This window comes from Nocardia sp. NPDC050412 (genome assembly GCF_044458825.1).
In the GTDB taxonomy this organism is placed as follows: Bacteria; Actinomycetota; Actinomycetes; order Mycobacteriales; family Mycobacteriaceae; genus Nocardia.
The window spans coordinates 428,774-447,332 of the sequence record NZ_JBITIJ010000004.1; the positions used below are offsets into that span (position 1 = coordinate 428,774).

16 protein-coding genes are annotated in these 18,559 nt (G+C 66.7%); 9 read left to right on the forward strand and 7 right to left on the reverse strand.

Annotated elements, in window-relative coordinates; all coding sequences use genetic code 11:
- Nucleotides 1–15 precede the first annotated feature (15 nt).
- Both ACIBI6_RS13435 and ACIBI6_RS13440 read left to right on the forward strand, forming a co-directional pair.
- On the forward strand, nucleotides 16–732 hold the full coding sequence (locus ACIBI6_RS13435; RefSeq protein WP_396956492.1) for an ABC transporter ATP-binding protein: 717 nt from the start codon (nucleotides 16–18) through the stop codon (nucleotides 730–732).
- Nucleotides 729–3,221, forward strand: a complete 2,493-nt coding sequence (locus tag ACIBI6_RS13440; protein WP_364357848.1) for an FtsX-like permease family protein — start codon at nucleotides 729–731, stop codon at nucleotides 3,219–3,221. The genes ACIBI6_RS13435 and ACIBI6_RS13440 overlap by 4 nt, the downstream gene beginning before the upstream one ends.
- Nucleotides 3,222–3,410: 189 nt before the next feature.
- On the opposite strand, the gene ACIBI6_RS13445 is transcribed toward ACIBI6_RS13440, so the two are convergent.
- The gene (locus ACIBI6_RS13445) at nucleotides 3,411–5,474 is read right to left on the reverse strand and encodes a protein kinase (protein WP_396956271.1); all 2,064 of its coding nucleotides are present in this window, start codon (nucleotides 5,472–5,474) and stop codon (nucleotides 3,411–3,413) included.
- Nucleotides 5,475–5,737: 263 nt separating this feature from the next.
- On the opposite strand from ACIBI6_RS13445, the gene ACIBI6_RS13450 reads away from it, so the two are divergent.
- A complete protein-coding gene (locus ACIBI6_RS13450; RefSeq protein WP_364357842.1) occupies nucleotides 5,738–6,625 on the forward strand; it encodes a hypothetical protein in 888 nt (295 codons plus the stop codon).
- On the opposite strand, the gene ACIBI6_RS13455 is transcribed toward ACIBI6_RS13450, so the two are convergent.
- The gene (locus tag ACIBI6_RS13455; RefSeq protein WP_040693694.1) at nucleotides 6,622–7,287 is read right to left on the reverse strand and encodes a response regulator transcription factor; all 666 of its coding nucleotides are present in this window, start codon (nucleotides 7,285–7,287) and stop codon (nucleotides 6,622–6,624) included. The genes ACIBI6_RS13450 and ACIBI6_RS13455 overlap by 4 nt on opposite strands.
- 189 nt (nucleotides 7,288–7,476) lie before the next feature.
- Nucleotides 7,477–8,709: a sensor histidine kinase gene (locus ACIBI6_RS13460; RefSeq protein WP_396956272.1), complete on the reverse strand. Its 1,233-nt coding sequence runs from the start codon at nucleotides 8,707–8,709 to the stop codon at nucleotides 7,477–7,479.
- Nucleotides 8,710–8,877: 168 nt separating this feature from the next.
- Between ACIBI6_RS13460 and ACIBI6_RS13465 the strand changes: the two genes are divergently transcribed.
- The 4 genes from ACIBI6_RS13465 to ACIBI6_RS13480 all read left to right on the forward strand — a co-directional run bounded on the left by ACIBI6_RS13465 (nucleotide 8,878) and on the right by ACIBI6_RS13480 (nucleotide 13,435).
- Nucleotides 8,878–9,618: a hypothetical protein gene (locus ACIBI6_RS13465; RefSeq protein ID WP_396956274.1), complete on the forward strand. Its 741-nt coding sequence runs from the start codon at nucleotides 8,878–8,880 to the stop codon at nucleotides 9,616–9,618.
- The gene (locus tag ACIBI6_RS13470) at nucleotides 9,615–11,087 is read left to right on the forward strand and encodes an alpha/beta-hydrolase family protein (RefSeq protein WP_396956276.1); all 1,473 of its coding nucleotides are present in this window, start codon (nucleotides 9,615–9,617) and stop codon (nucleotides 11,085–11,087) included. The genes ACIBI6_RS13465 and ACIBI6_RS13470 overlap by 4 nt, the downstream gene beginning before the upstream one ends.
- A gap of 60 nt (nucleotides 11,088–11,147) precedes the next feature.
- Nucleotides 11,148–11,594 (forward strand): SRPBCC family protein, encoded by a 447-nt coding sequence (locus ACIBI6_RS13475; protein WP_396956277.1) that lies wholly within the window; start codon nucleotides 11,148–11,150, stop codon nucleotides 11,592–11,594.
- Between the two features lie 599 nt (nucleotides 11,595–12,193).
- Nucleotides 12,194–13,435, forward strand: coding sequence for an SGNH/GDSL hydrolase family protein (locus ACIBI6_RS13480; RefSeq protein ID WP_364357830.1), 1,242 nt, complete (start codon nucleotides 12,194–12,196; stop codon nucleotides 13,433–13,435).
- Nucleotides 13,436–13,502: 67 nt separating this feature from the next.
- Here the strand turns inward: ACIBI6_RS13480 and ACIBI6_RS13485 are convergent, their stop codons facing one another.
- Nucleotides 13,503–14,090 carry a TetR/AcrR family transcriptional regulator gene (locus ACIBI6_RS13485; RefSeq protein WP_364357827.1) on the reverse strand — a complete coding sequence of 196 codons (588 nt, stop codon included), beginning with the start codon at nucleotides 14,088–14,090 and terminating at the stop codon, nucleotides 13,503–13,505.
- 108 nt (nucleotides 14,091–14,198) lie between these two features.
- On the opposite strand from ACIBI6_RS13485, the gene ACIBI6_RS13490 reads away from it, so the two are divergent.
- Entirely contained in the window at nucleotides 14,199–15,044 is an 846-nt protein-coding gene (locus tag ACIBI6_RS13490; protein ID WP_396956278.1) for an SDR family NAD(P)-dependent oxidoreductase, read from the forward strand.
- Between the two features lie 64 nt (nucleotides 15,045–15,108).
- On the opposite strand, the gene gatA is transcribed toward ACIBI6_RS13490, so the two are convergent.
- Nucleotides 15,109–16,635: an Asp-tRNA(Asn)/Glu-tRNA(Gln) amidotransferase subunit GatA gene (gene gatA, locus ACIBI6_RS13495; protein WP_364357821.1), complete on the reverse strand. Its 1,527-nt coding sequence runs from the start codon at nucleotides 16,633–16,635 to the stop codon at nucleotides 15,109–15,111.
- The gene (gene gatC / locus ACIBI6_RS13500; RefSeq protein ID WP_364357818.1) at nucleotides 16,632–16,931 is read right to left on the reverse strand and encodes an Asp-tRNA(Asn)/Glu-tRNA(Gln) amidotransferase subunit GatC; all 300 of its coding nucleotides are present in this window, start codon (nucleotides 16,929–16,931) and stop codon (nucleotides 16,632–16,634) included. Before gatC ends, gatA begins: the two co-directional genes overlap by 4 nt.
- Before the next feature lie 261 nt (nucleotides 16,932–17,192).
- On the opposite strand from gatC, the gene ACIBI6_RS13505 reads away from it, so the two are divergent.
- Nucleotides 17,193–17,843, forward strand: a complete 651-nt coding sequence (locus ACIBI6_RS13505; RefSeq protein WP_364357815.1) for an amino acid-binding protein — start codon at nucleotides 17,193–17,195, stop codon at nucleotides 17,841–17,843.
- Nucleotides 17,844–17,910: 67 nt separating this feature from the next.
- Here the strand turns inward: ACIBI6_RS13505 and ACIBI6_RS13510 are convergent, their stop codons facing one another.
- On the reverse strand, nucleotides 17,911–18,420 hold the full coding sequence (locus tag ACIBI6_RS13510; protein WP_364357812.1) for a GNAT family N-acetyltransferase: 510 nt from the start codon (nucleotides 18,418–18,420) through the stop codon (nucleotides 17,911–17,913).
- Between the last annotated feature and the right edge of the window lie 139 nt (nucleotides 18,421–18,559).

Consider the following 18,559-nt stretch of genomic DNA (forward strand, 5'->3'; position numbering starts at 1 on the left):
AGGGTGGGGACCGCCATGTCGGACCAGGCCATGCTGGAACTGACCGATATCACCAAGGAATATCGCGTCGGTGACCAGGCGGTGCGCGCACTGGACGGCATCAGCCTGCGCATCGAATCCGGTGAATTCACCTCGATCATCGGACCGTCCGGCTCGGGTAAGAGCACGCTGCTGCATCTGCTCGGCGCACTCGATACCCCCGACTCCGGGTCGATCCGCTTCCAAGGCGAGGAGATCGGCGGCCTCGATGACGAGCGGCAGTCCGAATTCCGCCGCCACCGCGTGGGTTTCATCTTCCAGTTCTTCAATCTGCTGCCGACCCTCACCGCCTGGGAGAATGTCGCGATTCCGAAACTGTTGGACGGCACCGGATTGCGCAAGGCAAAACCGCGCGCACTCGAACTGCTCGACCTGGTCGGGCTGAGCGAGCGCGCCGCCCATCGGCCCGCCGAATTGTCCGGCGGTCAGATGCAACGGGTCGCGGTGGCACGGGCATTGATCATGGATCCGCCGCTGATCCTGGCCGACGAACCAACCGGCAACCTGGATTCCAAGACCGGTGCGTCCATCTTGAAACTGCTCGGCGATATCGCGGGCAACGGTAATTCGGTGGTTATGGTGACCCACGATATGGGTGCTATCGAATATTGCGACCGGGTGATCACGTTGCGCGACGGGCAGATCGGCTCGAACGACAAGGTCGATATCGCCACGCGGCCGGTGCGCGCATGATCGGCGCGGCATGGGATCGGCTGCGGCTGTTCAATATCGGTGAACTGCTCGCCCACCGCGGCCGCACCCTCATGTCACTGACGGTGATGTCCATTTCGGCATCGCTGCTGGTCGCGGTGTTCAGCATCTCCGGTTCGGTCACCGGTTCGGTGGACCGGCTCACCCGCAGTCTCGGCGGTAAGGCCGTGCTGGAGGTCACCGGGATCACCGACGCGGGCTTCGATCAGCAAGAACTGCAACGGATCGCGACCACTCCCGGCGTCGACAAGGCGGTGCCGATGTTGCGCGCGCAGGTCGGATCCGGCGCTGATAAGGCACTGTTGATCGGCGCCGACACCAGCATTACCGCACTCGGCAGCGATCTGGGCGGGCCGATGGCCGCGCAGGCGAGCAAGTTGCTCACCGTGCCGAACGGTGTCCTGGTCGGATCCGGGATGGCACGCGCCGAGGGTGAACAATTCCCGCTCGGCTCCGGAACCGTCACCGTCGCAGCGGTTCTCGACAAAAAGGCCTCCCAGCAACTCAACGGCGGCCATATCATTGCCGCCCCGCTCGGGCTCGCGCAGAAACTCACCGACCGCGTCGGGCGGCTGGACTCGATTCAGATCATCGCGGCGAATGGCACCGATGTCGACCAATTGCGCGAGACGCTCACCAAGGTGGTCGACGGCCGGGCCGTGGTCGCCGATCCCGGGCTGCGCACCGCACAGGCCGGTGGGGCCATTCAGATCGTGCGGTACTCGACGCTCATGGCCTCGGCGGCTGCCCTGATCGTTTCGGCATTCCTGATCTACAACGCGATGAGTATGGCCGTCGCGCAACGCAGGCCGGTGTTGTCCATGCTGCGGGCGATCGGTGGCAAGCGCGGGCCGATGGTGCGTGATCTGCTGGTCGAGGCGGCGCTGCTCGGCGTGCTCGGCGGAGTCGGTGGCTCGGTGGTCGGTGCCGCCATGGGTGGCGTCGCGATCGACAAACTTCCCACCGCCATCATGCAATCGGTGGAGGCGCGCACCGAATACATGGTGCCCGGGTACGCGATTCCGATGGCGATCGGCGCCTGTGTGGTGGCCAGTGTGCTGGCGGCCGCCATCGCGGCGCGGCAGGTATACAAGGTCGAACCGATCGAGGCGCTGGTGCCAGTGGGGGTGGCGCGCACCGATTCGACGAGTGCCGCGCTGCGCTGGACCTCGATAGTGCTCGGCGTCGGCCTGATCGTCGGCGCGATCGTCATTGCCGAGGCCGATCTGGGACGCCTGTCGCTGGCGTCGATCTCGATGTCGTTCGCCGGAGCGGTCACACTGTGTTTCACCGCCACCGGACCGATCGTGCGGGCCGCCGCGGCGATCGCCGGACGCTTCGGCGCACCGGGCACGCTCGGGGCCACCACCCTCGAACGCGCACCGCGTCGAGTGTGGGCCACCGCGATGACGGTGATGATCGGCGTATCCGCCACCGTCGCGATGGGCGGGGGCTCGCGCAATATGGTCGATTCGGCCACCGCATCCTTCGCGGGCTTCAGCGACACCGATCTGTTCGTCAGTACCAGCTCGATGGAGCAGTTCCCGACGGGTCCGTTGCTGCCCAGTGGGTTACGCGAGAAGATCGCCGAGGTGCCCGGGGTCGAGGAGGTCGGGCCCGCGCAGATGGCCTTCGCCACTCTCGGCACCGGGCGGGTGATGCTGCAGGGCTATCCGAGCGAAGCGGACGAATCCGAGACGGGCTCGGTGAGTCGCGAAGTCATGGCCCACTTGGCCGCCGGAGGAGGAGTAGCTATCTCGCGGGATGTCGCGCGATCGCTCGGCGTCAGCGCCGGTGCCGAATTGACCCTGCCGACCCCCACCGGCAATCACACCGTGCGGGTACTGGACGTGATCCCGTACATCTCAGCCATCTCTGGTGTGGTCGTGATGAATCTCGACCAGTTGCGCGCGTGGTACCAGCGACCGGGCGAAACCGTGCTCGCGGTGCATTTCCAACCGGGTGTGGACAAGTCCGCGGTACAGGCCGCCGTGCGGCGCGTGGTGCCCGCGGATATCCACGTCGACACCGGCGCGCAAGCGGTAGTCGCCATCTCCTCCAGTCTGCGGCAGGGATCGGCGATCAGTTACGCCATCCTGTGGATCGTGGTGCTGGTGGCCACCGTGGCATTACTGAACACCCTGATGCTCTCGGTTCTGGAACGCCGCCGCGAACTCGGCGTGCTGCGCGCCATGGGCACCAGCCGCAAATTCCTGCTGCGCTCGGTGCTCGCCGAGGCCGTCGGCATCGGATTCATCGGCGCGGCACTAGGTCTAGCGGCCGGCGCGGCCATCCAGTATCTGGCGACCGTCGCGGTCGGGCATGCGCTGACAATCGATATCACGTACCAGCCGAGCCCGATGCTGCTGGTGTACGGCACCGCCGCATTGGCATTGGCGCTGCTCGGATCGATTCCGCCTGCATTGCGTGCGGCACGGATGCCGATCGTGGAGGCATTGGCGGTCGACTGAGTTCTATCGGTCCGCCGTGGGCAGCCCGACCAGCTTGTTGGGCAGGCGATTACGGCCGCGAATTGGCCCACGACGGCGAGCACGAACGGAGCCGCCGTCGATCGACTTCGTCTGAGCGCCCCGTCGTCGAGTCAGCTGCTCACGTGCCGAAGTTCCCAGGCGGCACCAAATCACCTGTCCAGCGGGCGATTACAGGGGTGCCGCATCCCACCACGCGGTTAGTGCGTCCTGGGCCGTGGGGGTCGGCGGCACGGTTTGGACTCCGCCGGCGGTGCCGTGGTTGCTCACGTACACCAGGAAATTCGCGCGGGCGGGGTCGGATTCGAAGCTCACCACCAGTTTGGCTGTGTGGTAGAAGGGCTGGAGGGGGCCGGGCGGGTCTTCCACGGTCCAGCGGTGCGTGTTGACCGGGATTCCGCTTTTCTTACCGGCCGTTGCGACATTGGCGGGTAGGGCCTGGACCACGGCTCGAGCGTCGGCGGCGGAGGCGTATTCGAGGATGGTGTAGCTCATCTGGGCGGTGGTCTGGGTTTCGCGGTGGCATTCCCATGCGGTGATCCAGGGACTGGATTTCAAGGGTTCGTCCTCGATCCCCAGCGGCTCCCCTGCCGCCGATGCCATGCAGCGCGCGTCTTGATAGGCCTCGCCGAAGTCCTCCTTGCCCTGCGGCACCAGATTCGGAAACAGCCTGCGGCTCTTGGCAAGAGCATCGGATGCGGCGGCCGCTGTGGTGGAGGTACCGGGTGGCGGCACGGCGGCATCGGGCGGGCCTTCCGACTCCCAGCCGACGACCACGAGCGTGCCCATTACGGCGATCACCGCGACCACGATGCCGACGGCGATCCAGCCGACCAGCACCGCCGTGCTCCGGCGGTGGTCCGGAGCCGGTTGCGCGCCAACGGCATTCGGCCCGAATGGGGGCGGTGCCGCACCGGGCGGCAGCGCAGACGGTGGCTGTTGGGTCGGCTGACCCTGTATCGGTGGCCCCTGGGTCGGGTGGCCCGGAATCGGTTGGCCCTGCGCCGCTGAGGCCTGCATCGGCTGGCCCTGCGCCGGTGGCCCCTGTGTCCCCTGTTGAGGCAGAGCTGCCTGCTGCAGTGCCGCCGGATACGCCGCAGCTTGCGGTGGGCCCTGCGTCGCGGGTGCACCCGGCTGCTGCACCGGTGCCGCCGGGTAACCCGCGGCCTGCGGCACCATCGGCTGCTGCGCCGGTGGATAGGACTGTGGCGCACCATATCCAGCGGGCCCGACCGCCTGCGTCGACTGCAGGAAGGCCCCCTGATCCGCAGGCGTAGCGAATCCCGGTGCGGGCGGCCCGGATCCAACGGGCTGTCCCGGATACACCGGCGGGAAGCCAGGATTCACCTGCACGGTGGCAACCGGCGGTGCGGTCAGTGCCTTCCGGGCCGCGGCAGCGAATTCGACACACGTCGCGTACCGGTGTTCGGGACGTTTGGCCATCGCCTTGGCAAGCACCCCGTCCAGCGCGGGATTCAAACCCTGCCGTCGGGCCGCCAAGGGCGCGGCGACATGTTGCAGATGCCCGCGAATGATGTCGTTCGGATCGGGCGCGTCGAATGGCGCCATGCCGGTGAACAGCCAGTACAGCGCGCACGCCAGCGAATATTGATCGGTGCGATTGTCCAGCTCGGCACCGGTCATCTGCTCCGGCGAGGCATAGGACAGGGTCGCGCTGAACATGCCGGTCTGGGTCAGGTGGGTGGAGTCCTCGCGCAACCGGGCGATACCGAAGTCGGTAAGGAAGACCCGCTCGCCCTGCCCACCGCTGGAACGAGCCAGCAGGAAGTTGGCGGGCTTCACATCCCGATGCAGCACACCCATGCCGTGCGCGTAATCCAGTGCCGACGCGACACCCTCGATGATCTGCACCGCCCGCTCCGGCGGCAGCGTCATCGGGTCGACGGTCGCCGCGTCGACGCCGTCGATGTACTGCATGGAAATCCAGAGCTGATTGTCCTCGGAACCGCGGTCGTAGACGGCGACGATATTCGGGTGGTCCAGATGCGCGGCCAGATCGGCCTCCCGCTCGAAGCGCGCACGCACCTCGGCGTCGGCGAACAGCTCCCGATTCAGCAGCTTCAGCGCCGTCTGCTTACCGAGTCGGGGGTGTCTGGCCAGGTATACCGAGCCCATCCCCCCCTGGCCGAGCAGCCGCTCCACGGTGAACCCGGCGAACACCTCACCGCTGTTCAGCAACGCGACCCCCTTCAGGTGACTGCGGCCATCGGACATCGGTCGTCCGAGCGCGTAAACAGAGTTGTGAGCCTACCGGGTAGCCCCTTGGCCACGCCGTTTCGAATTCTCCGGGAAAATCGGCGAAACTATCAACAGGGCGTCATCACCGTGTCCGCTGCTGGCTCGACGCGGTGATGATCGCGCGACGCCCGGTCACCGACCGGGCGGGTGTGACGAGGATGTTTTTCGCACCGCCGATGGAACAACGGGTGTCTGGTTGTGGTGGTGGGGAGAACGCGGCGGTGAGGTCTACAAGAACGATGGTGAATTATCGGGTGGCGCTGCGCGGCGCGGCACTCACGGTTTTGGTCACACTCACCTCCTGTTCGTTCTTACCCAGTGCGCACGACGCACCCGCGGAACCGGCGCTGCCCGTCGAACGGCCCGGTTCCTGGCATCCCGGCTGGTCGATCTCGCGGCCCGATTCGCTGGCCGCCGATTTCACCCAGCTGCAGCCGAATCTGCTCGGGCAGGTCGGGATGGCGATCATGCCGGTCGGGGGCGGCCGAATGACCATCTTCGGCGACTGGACCAGCGGCATCGCCTGGTCCACCATCAAGGTGCCGCTGGCCATCGCGGCGCTGCGGCACGACCCGACCGGCGTCGTCGAATACGCGCATGAGGCGATCACCGTTTCGGATAACGATGCGGCCGAAGCACTCTGGCAGTCGCTCGGTGACGGTGAAGAGGCCGCGCGGGCGGTCCAGGGGGTCCTCGACGAGGCCGGTGACGCACTGACCAATGTGTACGGACCGAAGACAAATCTGGACTACAACGCATTCGGCGCGACCGAATGGACGCTGGCCAATCAGGTTCGTTTCGCCTCGCAGCTGCCGTGCCTGCCCGAATCCGCCACCGTGGTCGAGCTGATGGAACAGATCACGCCGGAACAGCGCTGGGGCCTGGGCACCATCGAGGGCACCGAATTCAAGGGCGGCTGGGGGCCCGACGACGAAACCGGCGTCTACACGGTCCGTCAGTTCGGCATCGTGCCGACTCGATCCGGCGGTGTCGCGGTCGCGCTTGCGGCACAGGCCGATTCGGGCACCTTCGAGGATGCGACCGCCCTGCTCGACCGGCTGGCCCGGCTGCTCTCGCGACATCTCGACGATCTCAACGGCGGTAAGTGCCAGCAACAGCCGCGCTAGCCCGGGGTGACGAGACCGGATTCGTAGGCGAGCACCACCGCCTGCGCGCGGTCACGCAGATTCAACTTCGAAAACACCTTGGAGACATGGGTTTTCACGGTCTGCTCGGCGACGAAAAGTGCGGTGGCGATCTCGGTATTGGACATACCCTTGGCGATCAACTCCAGCACCTCGCGTTCGCGCGGAGTCAGTGACGCCAGCGCCGGCGTGGGTTTGACGCGGCTCGCACTGCGACGACGGGTGACATCGGCGATCAGGCGGCGGGTGACCGTCGGGGCGAGCAGTGCCTGCCCGTCGGCGACCACGCGCACCGCACGCACCAACTCCTCGGCGGGCGCGTCCTTGAGCAGGAAGCCGCTGGCGCCGATGCTCAGCGCCTCGTAGACGTAATCGTCGATATCGAAGGTGGTCAGCATGAGCACCCGCACCGGCGGATCGAAGCCAGCGGCGAGGATGGCGCGTGCGGCGTCGAGTCCGTTCATCTCCGGCATGCGCACATCCATCAGCACCACATCCGGGCGCAGCCGCTTCGCCTCGGCGACGGCCACCTTCCCGTCCGGTGCGTCACCTACCACACTGATATCGGATTGGGCGGCGAGCAGGGCACCGAAACCCTGACGCACCATGGCCTGGTCGTCGGCGATCAGAACAGTGATTGCCAGCTCATCCGCCTCTCCGCGTATTCAGGCCATACCAGTCAGGCGCGTCATCGGTAGCGTTCAGGTCCTGCCTCGAGTGCGTAACCAGTTCTGGGCGTATCCCATGTGCCAACGAAATCAGTTGCCCGGTAGACAAATAGTCACAATACAGACAGTCGCGGGGATCTCTGTATTCCCTCGTAGCACTGTCGGTCAGACGTCGTTGGCAGCGCCGATCGGCGCGGCTGCCGCCGTATCGAGTCCCGGTTCCGCGGTCGAAGCGATCGGCAGTCGGGCCACTACCTGGAAACCGCCGTCCGCACGCGGGCCCGCCGACACCTCACCGCCGACCGCGAGCGCACGCGCCCGCATACCCGCGATGCCGTGTCCGCCGTTGCCGACCGGGCGGGCGACGGTGGCGCTCAGCGCATTGCCGACGCTCAATTGCAGCGCGTCGCCGCCGATCACGATCGATACTCGCACCGGCGCGCCCGGGGCGTGCCGGGAGGCGTTGGACAGCGACTCCTGGACGATCCGGTACAGCGCGAGCCCGACCGAATCCGGGACCAGATCCAGCAATCCATCGACGGTCCAGTCGATGCGCACACCGGCCCGGCGGGCGCCCTCGAACAGGCCGAGCACATCGGCGGCCTTCGGTTGCGGCGCGTGTTCGGGCAGTTGCCCGTCGCTGCGCAGTACGCCGAGCATGCCCCGGATCTCGTTCAACGCCTCGCGCGCGGTCGCACCGATGGATTCGAATTCCGCGCGGGCGGCGGGAGTCACGCCCTCGACCCGATACGGCGCGGTCTGCGCCTGCACCACGACGAGAGACATGTGGTGGGCGACGACATCGTGCAGGTCGCGGGCTATGCGGGCCTTCTCCTCCAGGATGGCGCGCCGAGCCCGCTCCAGTTCGTTCTCCTGCTCCTGGGCCAGCAACTGTTGACGCGACTGCACCAGCCAGCGCACCAGCATCGCGAACAGCACGACCGCGGCGAAGGCGATCGGCCAGGCCCAAGCCGCGCCGGAAATATCACCGTCGCTGGTCATCGTGGTGGCCAGCAGCAGTGAGGTCGCCCCCCAGGCGACCGCCACGATCGGGACCGGGGCGCGCAGGGCCACCGCGAACAGCAGCGCGAACAGGCACAGAATGTGCACGACCTGGATCGGGATCTCATTGTCGGGCTGATTCGGGATGGCCAGGGTGATGAGCAGCGCCGAGCCCGCCGATATCGCCCAGCCCAGCGCCGGGTTGAGCCGGATCAGCAGGATCGGGAACGCGGCGAGCGCGGCGATGAACGGCTGCACCGCGACCGGTACGTCATGGGTGAGGTGCAGTGTCGGCCATGCGACGGCGTAGAAGATCACCGCGAGCAGCACGGTGAACGCGTCGAACCACATCCGCGCGTTCATCCCCTTGATCCAGCTACGACGTTGTTCCCTCATGGCTACGACAGTAGGAAGTCGAGCGGTCGGGGTCCTCATACCCACGGGTGAATTCCGCTCCAGTACCGCAGTGGGAGGAGTCGCCCGCGCTCCCCCGCCGGCACGGGCCCGGAAACCGCCCCGCGGCGTGAGGTGGCGTAGCGGGGTGGATTTCTAGCGTCGAGCACCATGAGCACACCGACCATCGCTGCCGGCGCCCGAACCCAACCCACTGCACGGCGCTCTGCCGCATTGACCGCGGCCGCGCTGACCACCATGGCGGCCACCATGATGCTGGCGCCCTCGGCGCATGCCGCCACCGTCGAGCGGCCGGTGGAGAATGTTTCGGCCGGTGCGGCGGTGGTGGAGCTGACCTCGGGCGGGCCGGGGTCCGTCGATGCGATTCCCGCCGATTTCGTGGAGCGGTTCGGTTATCGACCCGCTGTTGTCGATGGGCTGGTGGTGAATCCGGCTGGAGGGTGCTCGTCGCCGGTGACGTTGCCCAGCGAGTTCGAAACCGCTTGTAAAGCACATGATTTGGGGTATGACCTGCTGCGCTATGCGGACGCGCAGGATCAGCCGCTGGGCGGGTGGGCCAGGCAGGCGCTGGATGCGACGCTGGCTGTGCATATGCACGAGGCGTGCGCGGCACGGGAGGACGGGTTTTCGCGGGCTCGGTGCGATGCGATGGCGAGTATCGCGAACACGTTCGTGGATCTGAATTCGCGGCGGCAGGACTATGGGGCACCGGTTGTCGAATCTGTTTTCCGGACAGGGGATTCCGGGGTGATCGTCGGTGGCGGTCTGGTCGGGCTCGGGGCGGGCGGGTTCCTGCCGTCCGTCAGGCGGCGGATCGCGGATGCGCGGGATCGTCGTCGTACTTCGGCACGAGTTTCGAATCGTATAAGCGTTCTGGGGGTTCAGGCATGAGCACGTTGACCACGACCAAACCGGTGTCGGCCCCGAATGATTCCGGCACGAACGCATCACCCGGCATCGGCGAGACAGATGGCGCGGGTTGGTCGCCTGGCCAGGAACACCACTGGAAGACACTTACCGCCAAAGGGTTTCATTGCGCCGTGCGGCCGCGGATCGGCACGACGCTCGGAGTCGGTCTCGGCACTTCGATGTCGCTGGCACCCAGTCTGCTTCCGCGCACACCGAGTGCCCAGGCCATGTTGACCGGGATGCTCGTCGTTGTCGCACTGACCGTTGCGGGAGTTATTCGATTTACCTTGCGGCGCTCGAATATCAACGGGCGGCTGGACCGGTTCCGTGCCCCACTGCTCGGTTCGACCATGGTCGCGGTCGTCGGCATGGTCGCGCACGCAACCCATTGGCAGAACCGGTTGCGCAGCGCGATGGATACGGCGCTGATCGGTCCGGATTACTGGCTGCGGTGGGGACTCATATCCGTAGCTATCGTCGGTGTATTCGTCGGAATCGCGCGAGCGGCTGGGTGGTTCGTCCGGAAGTCGGGTTGGGCGCGCAGCATCGCGGTGGGCGTAGCGGCGGCGTCTGTGCTCTATCTCGTCGGGGTACCGGCAGCTGTCGACTGGCGACACGGTGCCTATGCCGCCGCCACTGCGACGATCGATCCCGCACTGGTGCAGCCAGTTTCGTACGCCCGGTCCGGAAGCGCCGAATCCGCGATCAGCTGGCGGTCACTGGGCGCGGAAGGGCGCAAGTTCGTTACCGGGTCACCCCCCGGACCGATCCGGGTGTATGTCGGACTCGACTCCGCACCCGATCTCGATTCCCGTGTGGCCCTTGCGGTTCGAGAGCTGGAACGGTCGGGCGGATTCGAACGGTCGAATATCGTGCTCGCGGTGCCGACCGGATCCGGGTGGATCGATGCGAATGCGGTTCGCGGGTTCTACGAACGCTTTGACGATGATGTCGCCCTCGTCGGGATGCAGTACTCCTACGCCCCCAGTTGGGTGACCTTCGCCTTCGGGCGCGACGATGCGGTCGCCTATGCGCGAGCGCTGTTCAATGCCGTGGAGCACCACATCGGCACGCTCGACCACAAGCCCAAGCTCTACGTCTACGGGCAGAGCCTCGGCGCGCTCGGCGGCAGCTCGATATTCGCCAACGACGCAGACCAGGACCGCCGGACCTGCGCGACGCTCTGGGCGGGTCCGCCCGCCGGTCAGGTGCACCGGGCAGGTGCGACCGTATTGGCAAACAGCTCGGATCCGGTGGTGCACTGGTCGCCGTCGCTGCTGTGGCGCGCACCCGAGCTCCGCGGTGTGCGGGTGGATGCCCCTGTGCCACAATGGCTTCCGGTGATCAGCTTTCTGCAGACCAGCGCCGATCTGCTGGCCGCACTGAACGCGCCGCCGGGCCACGGCCACCGCTACGGCACCGATCAAGGCACCGCCCTGGGCACATGCTGACCCGCGACTTTGCTGCCGAGAGGCTTGATCAGCTATAGAACTTGTTCTAATTTGCTAACCATGCCCTTTGTCATCGATGCCGCCGTCGAGATCGACGCCCCCGCCGAATTGGTGTGGCAAGTGATCACCGACCTCCCTCGCTACGGCGAGTGGAACCCCTTCTGCATCGAATGCCGCAGCACCCTCGTCCCCGGCGAACCGATCGATATGCTGGTCGTGCTCTCCGGCTCGAAACCGCGCCGCCAGCGCGAATGGATGGTCTCGCACACCCCGGGCACCGAACTCAGCTACTCGATGAAGCCGGCCCCACTCGGCGCCCTGCACAGCCTGCGCTCGCACCGAGTCACCCCCCTCGGCCCCGACCGCACCCGCTACGAATCCCACTTCGAACTCGGCGGCTGGCTGCACCCCGTCGTCGTGGCCGCCCTCGGCAAAAACCTGCAGCGCGGTTTCGCAGGCATGACCGAAGGCATCCAAAAGCAAGCCGAATCCCTGCGCGCCCACTAACCGCCCCTCCGAGGTACAGAACCGCCAAATCCCCGCGGGGTTATCGCACACCTCACGCGCACGTCACATAGCGACATGCCGCCCGACGCGCCGCGTCCCGGATACGAACTTGTGCGAAAGCTCGGGCGTCAAGTAAGCCTCGGCGCGCGGCTCGATACCGAGTACCCATGCGATGTCGTGCGACAGTGCGGGAGCAAGCGCGTCGAGCTTCGCCAGGACCACACTCGCGCGAACGCAGGAGCGCGTGGGCCGCTGAGCCGGGCCGAGGGATCCGAGCCGCCGGATGGTCTGGCAGCACGTAAACGAACTGTGGCCTGAGCGTGCGGGGCCGTTCGGCGGGTCACAGCCGACCGTGCGACGCGCTCGAGCTACGCTCATGCGAACGTGTGCGCGGGTGGGGATCGACGATCACCATTGCGGCGTCGAGGTTGATGCAGGCGCATCCCCAGACGAGATGTGCGCAGGGTTTCGGATGTCGATCGGGCGTGGTGTGGTGTGGTGTGGGTCTCTTCGGGGTAAGGGGGAAATGTGGATTCGGGCCGGGTGGTTGTGCGGACGGTCCGGTGAAACGGATCAGATGGCAAAGGAATGGATTTCGCGTGCGTACAGTTCGTGCCCTGGTAACGATGCTGCTGTTGTCATTGCCCGCCGCCGTCGTCACCGCTAGCGCGACTCCACCGGAAGAATGCGTTTGGACTACGGTCTGGGCGACCTCGGCGCATCGGCCGAGCAAGGCCTTCGTGGCCAATTGGGCCGAAACCGGATTCGCGAATCAGACTGTGCGCCAGGTGGTTCGGGTCAGTGACGGCGGTCCGGCCACTCGGGTCCGACTGACCAATCGCTACGGCACGACACCGCTCGCGGTCGCGGGCGCGACCATTGCCCGCAGCGCCGCCGATGGCGCGATCCGTCCGGAGACGCTGCAGAACCTGACGGTCGGCCTCGCACCGTCGTTCCGCATCGAACCGGGAGCTGATCTCGCGACCGATCCGGTCGCGCTGCCGCTGGCGCCGCTGGAGTCGGTGACCATCACCCTGTACCTGGCCGAACCGACCGGGCCGGCCACCCAGCACGCCCAGTCCTTCGCCACCACATACCGGGCCGCTGGCGACCACCGCGCCGACGCGACCGCCGCCGCGTTCACCGAGACCAGCCAATCCTGGTACTACCTGGCCGGAGTCGAGGTCGCGGATGTCGCGGCGCCGCGCTCGGCCGTGGTGGCCTTCGGTGATTCGATCACCGAAGGCGTCGGCTCGACCGGTAATGCCGACAACCGCTACCCGGACGAACTCGCCGAACGCCTGGCCGCGGCAGGCACACCGCGCGCCGTGCTGAACGAGGGCATCGGCGGCAACCGCGTCACCGTCGACTCGAGCTGGCTCGGTGACAGCGCCCGGACCCGGTTTCGTCACGATGTGCTCGACCAGCCCGGCGTAGGCACCGTGATCATCCTGGAGGGCACCAATGACATCGGTCTCAGCTCGGGCTTGGCCGCACTCGACACCGTCGTCGATGTCTCCTCCGAACAGCTCATCACCACCTACCGCGACCTGATCCGCCAGGCCCGCGCCGCCGGACTCCGCGTTCTCGGCGCGACCATCCTCCCCTTCGGTGATTCGCCCTACTTCAACGATGCCGCCGAAACCAAACGCCTCGCGGTCAACGAATGGATTCGCACCGCAGGCGAATACGACGCCATCGTCGACCTCGACGCCGCCCTCGCCGACCCCACCAACCCCCACCGCCTGGCCCCCTTCTACGACAGCGGCGACCATCTCCACCCCAATGACGCCGGGTACCGCACCATGGCCGCAGCCATCAACCCCGCCGACATCCGCTGACCCAGCCCACATTGCCCTCCACCGATTGAGGGCAGTCTCTGGTCTTCTTCGTGCTCGCGGCCCCAGGTCAGGGCGCGAGGTGGGCTAGCGCGGCTTCCAGGGTGGCGTCGGCATAGGAATCGGTCAGGCCGGGGAGGCCAAGGGACCACCGGGATTGGATCGGGCCGAGGAGCAGATCGATGGCGAAGTCCGAGTCGATATCGGAGCGCAGCTGCCCGGCTCGGACGGCGGCAGACAGCCGTTCGGCGATGGCGGCACGCTGTGGGAGCAGGAGTCGCTCGCGGTAGGCGTCAGCGAGTTCCCGATCCTGTTGGATCTCGATGTACATCGCGCGCAGGAAGGCCTCGAAGCTCGGATCGGTGAGTTCGGTGATCGCACCCCGGAGCAGCTCGCGCAGGTCCGCGCGGATATCGCCGGTATCGGGAAGGACGAGACCGTCCGGACCCGAATAGAGTTCGAGCATCGCGTCGAAGACGACGGCGCCCTTCGATGGCCACCAACGATAGATCGTCTGTTTGCCGACCCCGGCGCGGGATGCGATGGCCTCGACGCTCAACTTCGCATAGGGCAACTCACGGATCAATTCGGTGGCGGCGCCGAGAATCGCGGCTCGGGCACGTTCGCTGCGCCTGGCTGCGCTGGGAGTTTCGGCCATGACCAGACTGTACCAACAACGAGACGGAACGTCTCGTCTTGACAAAGTGGAATTCGCTTGGCATGGTCGTAAAACGAGACGGAGCGTCTCGCGAGGAAAGGATCGGCAATGACCAGAACCTGGTTCATCACCGGCGCGAACCGCGGGCTCGGGCGGGCGTTCACGCTCGCCACCCTCGCCGGTGGCGACCGCGTTGTCGCGACCGCCCGCGATCCACGATCGATGGCTGATATCGACGACGACCGATTGACGGTACTGCCCTTGGATGTTCGCGACCGCGACCGCGCGATCGCCACAGTGAACGAGGCATTCGCGATCGCGGGCAGTATCGACGTGATCGTGAACAACGCCGGATACGGTTTAGTCGGTGCGGTCGAGGAACTGACCGAAGCCGAGATCCGCGCCCAGATGGATACCAATTTCTATGGGGCGCTGTGGGTTTCGCAGACAGCAGTGCCGCATCTGCGCAACCAGGGCTCGGGGCATATCGTGCAGATCTCGACCGTCGGCGCGGTCGGCAGCCTGCCGCTGTTCAGCATGTACAACGCGAGCAAATGGGCGCTGGAGGGTTTCGGGGCCGCACTGGCGGATGAGTTGCGGCCCTTCGGAATTCACGTCACGCTGGCACAGCTCGGCGGTTTCGATACCGACTGGGCGAAATCGAGCATGCGGTTCGCGACGGCGCTCCCGGCGTACGACGAACTGCGCAACGGCATCCTGGGCATACCGAACTACCCGGACCCGACTGCCCCACCGCCGCAGACAGAAACCGACACCGAGTGGGTGGAGGCGACCCCGGAAGTCGCTGCGGCGGAACTGATCGCGCTGGTGAACATGCCGAACCCACCGGTGCGCAAGGTAATTGGCCCCGGCGCACACCAAATGGTCACGATGGCATTGGATCAACGCCGCAAGGACTACCTCAGCGATCCGGAGTTCGTCTGGCCCGCATAGGGATGTCCGGAGCGCCCATTCCCGTCGGGATCGAGACAGGAATGGGCGCTCAGGCCAACACTTCTCAGGCGATCGGCCCGCGCGCGGCCTCATACGCCGCACCGACGCGGTACAGCCGATCATCGGCAAGCGCGGGCGCCATGATCTGCAGACCCACCGGCATCCCGTCGTCCTTGCTCAATCCAGACGGCACCGACATCGCCGGATGCCCCGCCAGGTTCGTGGGCAGGGTGCACAGGTCGGAGAGGTACATCGCCAGCGGATCGTCGACCTTCTCACCCAGCTTCCACGGGGTGAACGGGCTGGTCGGCGAGACCAGCACGTCCACCTGCTCGTAAGCCTTGTCGAAGTCACGGGCGATCAGCGTGCGCACCTTCAGCGCCTGACCGTAGTAGGCGTCGTAATACCCAGCCGACAGCGCGTAGGTGCCGATCATGATGCGGCGCTTGACTTCCGGGCCGAATCCGGCGGCCCGGGTCGCGGCCATGACCTGCTCGGCGCTGTGGTTGCCGTCGTCGTCGACGCGCAGTCCGTAGCGCATAGCGTCGAAGCGCGCCAGGTTCGAGGACACCTCGCTCGGCAGGATCAGGTAGTAGGAGGCGAGCGCGTATTCGAAGTGCGGACAAGACACTTCGACGACCTCGGCGCCCAAATCCTTCAGCACACCGACCGCCGCGTCGAAGGATGCGATGACGCCCGGGTGATAGCTGTCGGAGTGCAGTTCCTTCACCACCCCGACCTTCACGCCGCGCAGATCGCCCGTCGCACCTTCCCGCGCGGCGGCGACCACCGGTGGCACCGGCACATTGCGGGAAGTGGAGTCGCGCGGGTCGTATCCGGCGATCACCTCGTGCAGCAGCGCGGTATCGAGCACGGTGCGACCGCACGGCCCGCCCTGATCCAGCGATGAGGCGCACGCGACCAGACCGAAGCGGGACACGGTGCCGTAGGTCGGCTTGGTGCCGACCGTCGCGGTCACCGCGGCGGGCTGCCGAATAGAGCCGCCGGTGTCGGTGCCGATCGCCAGCGGCGCCTGATGCGAAGCCAGCGCGGCCGCCGAGCCACCGCCCGAACCGCCCGGAATCCTGGTGGTATCCCACGGATTCCGGGTCGGACCGAAGGCCGAGTTCTCGGTGGAGGAGCCCATCGCGAACTCGTCCATATTGGTCTTGCCGAGGATCGGGATGCCCGCGGCGCGCAGCCGGCTGGTCAGCGTCGCGTCGTACGGTGCGACCCAGCCCTCGAGAATCTTCGAGGCACATGTGGTCGGCATGTCGGTCGTCGTGAAAACGTCCTTGAGCGCCAACGGAACTCCGGCCAGCGGCGAGGCGGGCGCATCGCCCGCGGCGAGCGCGGCATCCACCGCGGCGGCCGCGCTGAGCGCCTCGTTCCCGGCCACGTGCAGGAATGCGTGATACTCGCCGTCGACGGCGGCGATCCGATCCAGATGGGCCTGGGTGACCTCTACCGAGCTCACTTCGCGGCCGTGGATCTTCGCCGCCAACTCGGCGGCCGACAGTGCGGTCAGCTCGCGCCCACCCGTCGCCCGACCGTCACCCCCCACCGAATCGCTACCCGATGCTGAACTCATTCGCCCTCTCCCAGAATCTGCGGAACCAGGAACCGCTGGTCCTCGACCGCGGGGGCGCCCGAGAGCGCCTGGTCCGGGGTGAGGCACGGGATGACCTGATCCGGACGCGTCACGTTGGTCGCCGGATTCGGCGACGCGGTCGCTGGGACATCGGCGGCGGCGACCTCGGAGATGGTCCGCACGTGACTCAGGATCGAATCCAACTGACCGGCGAACTGATCCAGTTCGGATTCGGACAGGGCGAGCCTGGACAGCCGGGCGAGGTGTGCGACCTCGTCGCGGGAGATGGCGGGCACCGCGGACCCCTTTCGGCATGATTGAGCTTGGTGAACGGCCACCGAACAGCCTAGCGACTCCCCACTCCACAATTTTCACAGGAGCCGCGCATGCAACGACACACCCCTCCGGCTAGCGTGACACGCCGCTTCCGCGCGAATTCGCGCTGTGGCATCCGTCACTGGACGCACTTCGAGTCGATAACCGGGACTTGTGGGTGTAAGTATTGCGTGACCCGGGTATTCGTTTCAGAGCCTCGGCCGCCAAGGAAAGGAACGCGCGTGTCTTACCTGCTCCGCGTGCAACTTCCGGATCGACCGGGAAGCCTCGGTGCGCTCGCGCTCGCGCTGGGCTCTGTCGGCGCCGACATCCTCTCCCTCGACGTGGTCGAACGTGGTGCGGGATACGCGGTCGACGATCTCGTGGTCGAGGTGCCGCAGGGTGCGCTACCGGACACCTTGATCACCGCCGCCGAATCGATCGGCGATGTGCATGTGGACTCCATCCGCCCGTATTCCGGTGTGCTGGATACTCATCGCGAACTCGAGCTGATCGATCAGGTCGCCAGTGCCCGCGACGATCGGCTGCAGGTGCTCGTCGACGGAGTGCCGCGAGTGCTGCGCGTCGGTTGGAGCACCATCATCGATATGGGGCCGCAGGGGGCCTATCGCCTGGTCGGGAGCCAGAGTGCGCCGCAAACGCAGGCGGGGTCGGCGCCGTGGATGCCGTTGGAGAAGCCCGCCGTCCTGGATCCCGAGGCCGACTGGGTGCCGCAGATCTGGCGCGATATGGACACCAAGCTGGCCGCCGCGCCGCTCGGGAATACCGGCAAGGTGCTGCTGCTCGGACGTCCCGGCGGGCCCGACTTCCGCCCGTCCGAAGTGGCACGGCTCGGTTATCTCGCGGGGATCGTCGCGACCGCATTGGGGTGAGGACGCCCGAATTTCTGACCGCCGCGCTGGTCGCCGCTGTGCCATATCGGTCGACGCCGTCGGATATTCAGGCTGGGATGTCCAGCCGTAGCACCGACAGCCACTCGCCCGCGTCGGTCTTCCAATCCCGTTCCGGCGCAGGGACGAAACCGAATCGGTCATAGATCCGCCGCGCGTCGACCATGGCGGGCATCGTGGTAAGTACCACGGCGGCAAAGGATTCCGCACGTGCGATCTCGATGACGGTGCGCACCAACGCCGTTGCGGCACCGAGCCCGCGCGCTGATTTCGAGACGGCCAGCATCCGGAACTCCAACTCGCCCGGTCGGGCGATCTCGGCATACGGCGTCCCCGGCCGAGCCACCGCCAGCGAACCGACCACCCGATCGTCGTGCACCGCGACCAGCACCTGCGCCGCACCCGCGCGATGGGTGATATCGGCGAGTTCGGTGACATACGGGCTGCCAGGACGCACATACCCCTCGCCGACATATACCTCGACCGTCAGGTCACCTACGGCGTCGTATTCGTCCGGGTGAGCGTCGCGAATGACGACCTGGGAGTCCTGCGCATCCATATCCGCATCCTCCCACCGCCCGAGCGGCCACTCCCAAACAACCCGGTCGGTCGACCGTACTGGCCGCGGCGGCCGCCGACTCGATGCAGGACCGCCGCGGAAACACGGTCCCGATCGACGAGACATCTCTGCGCTTGCT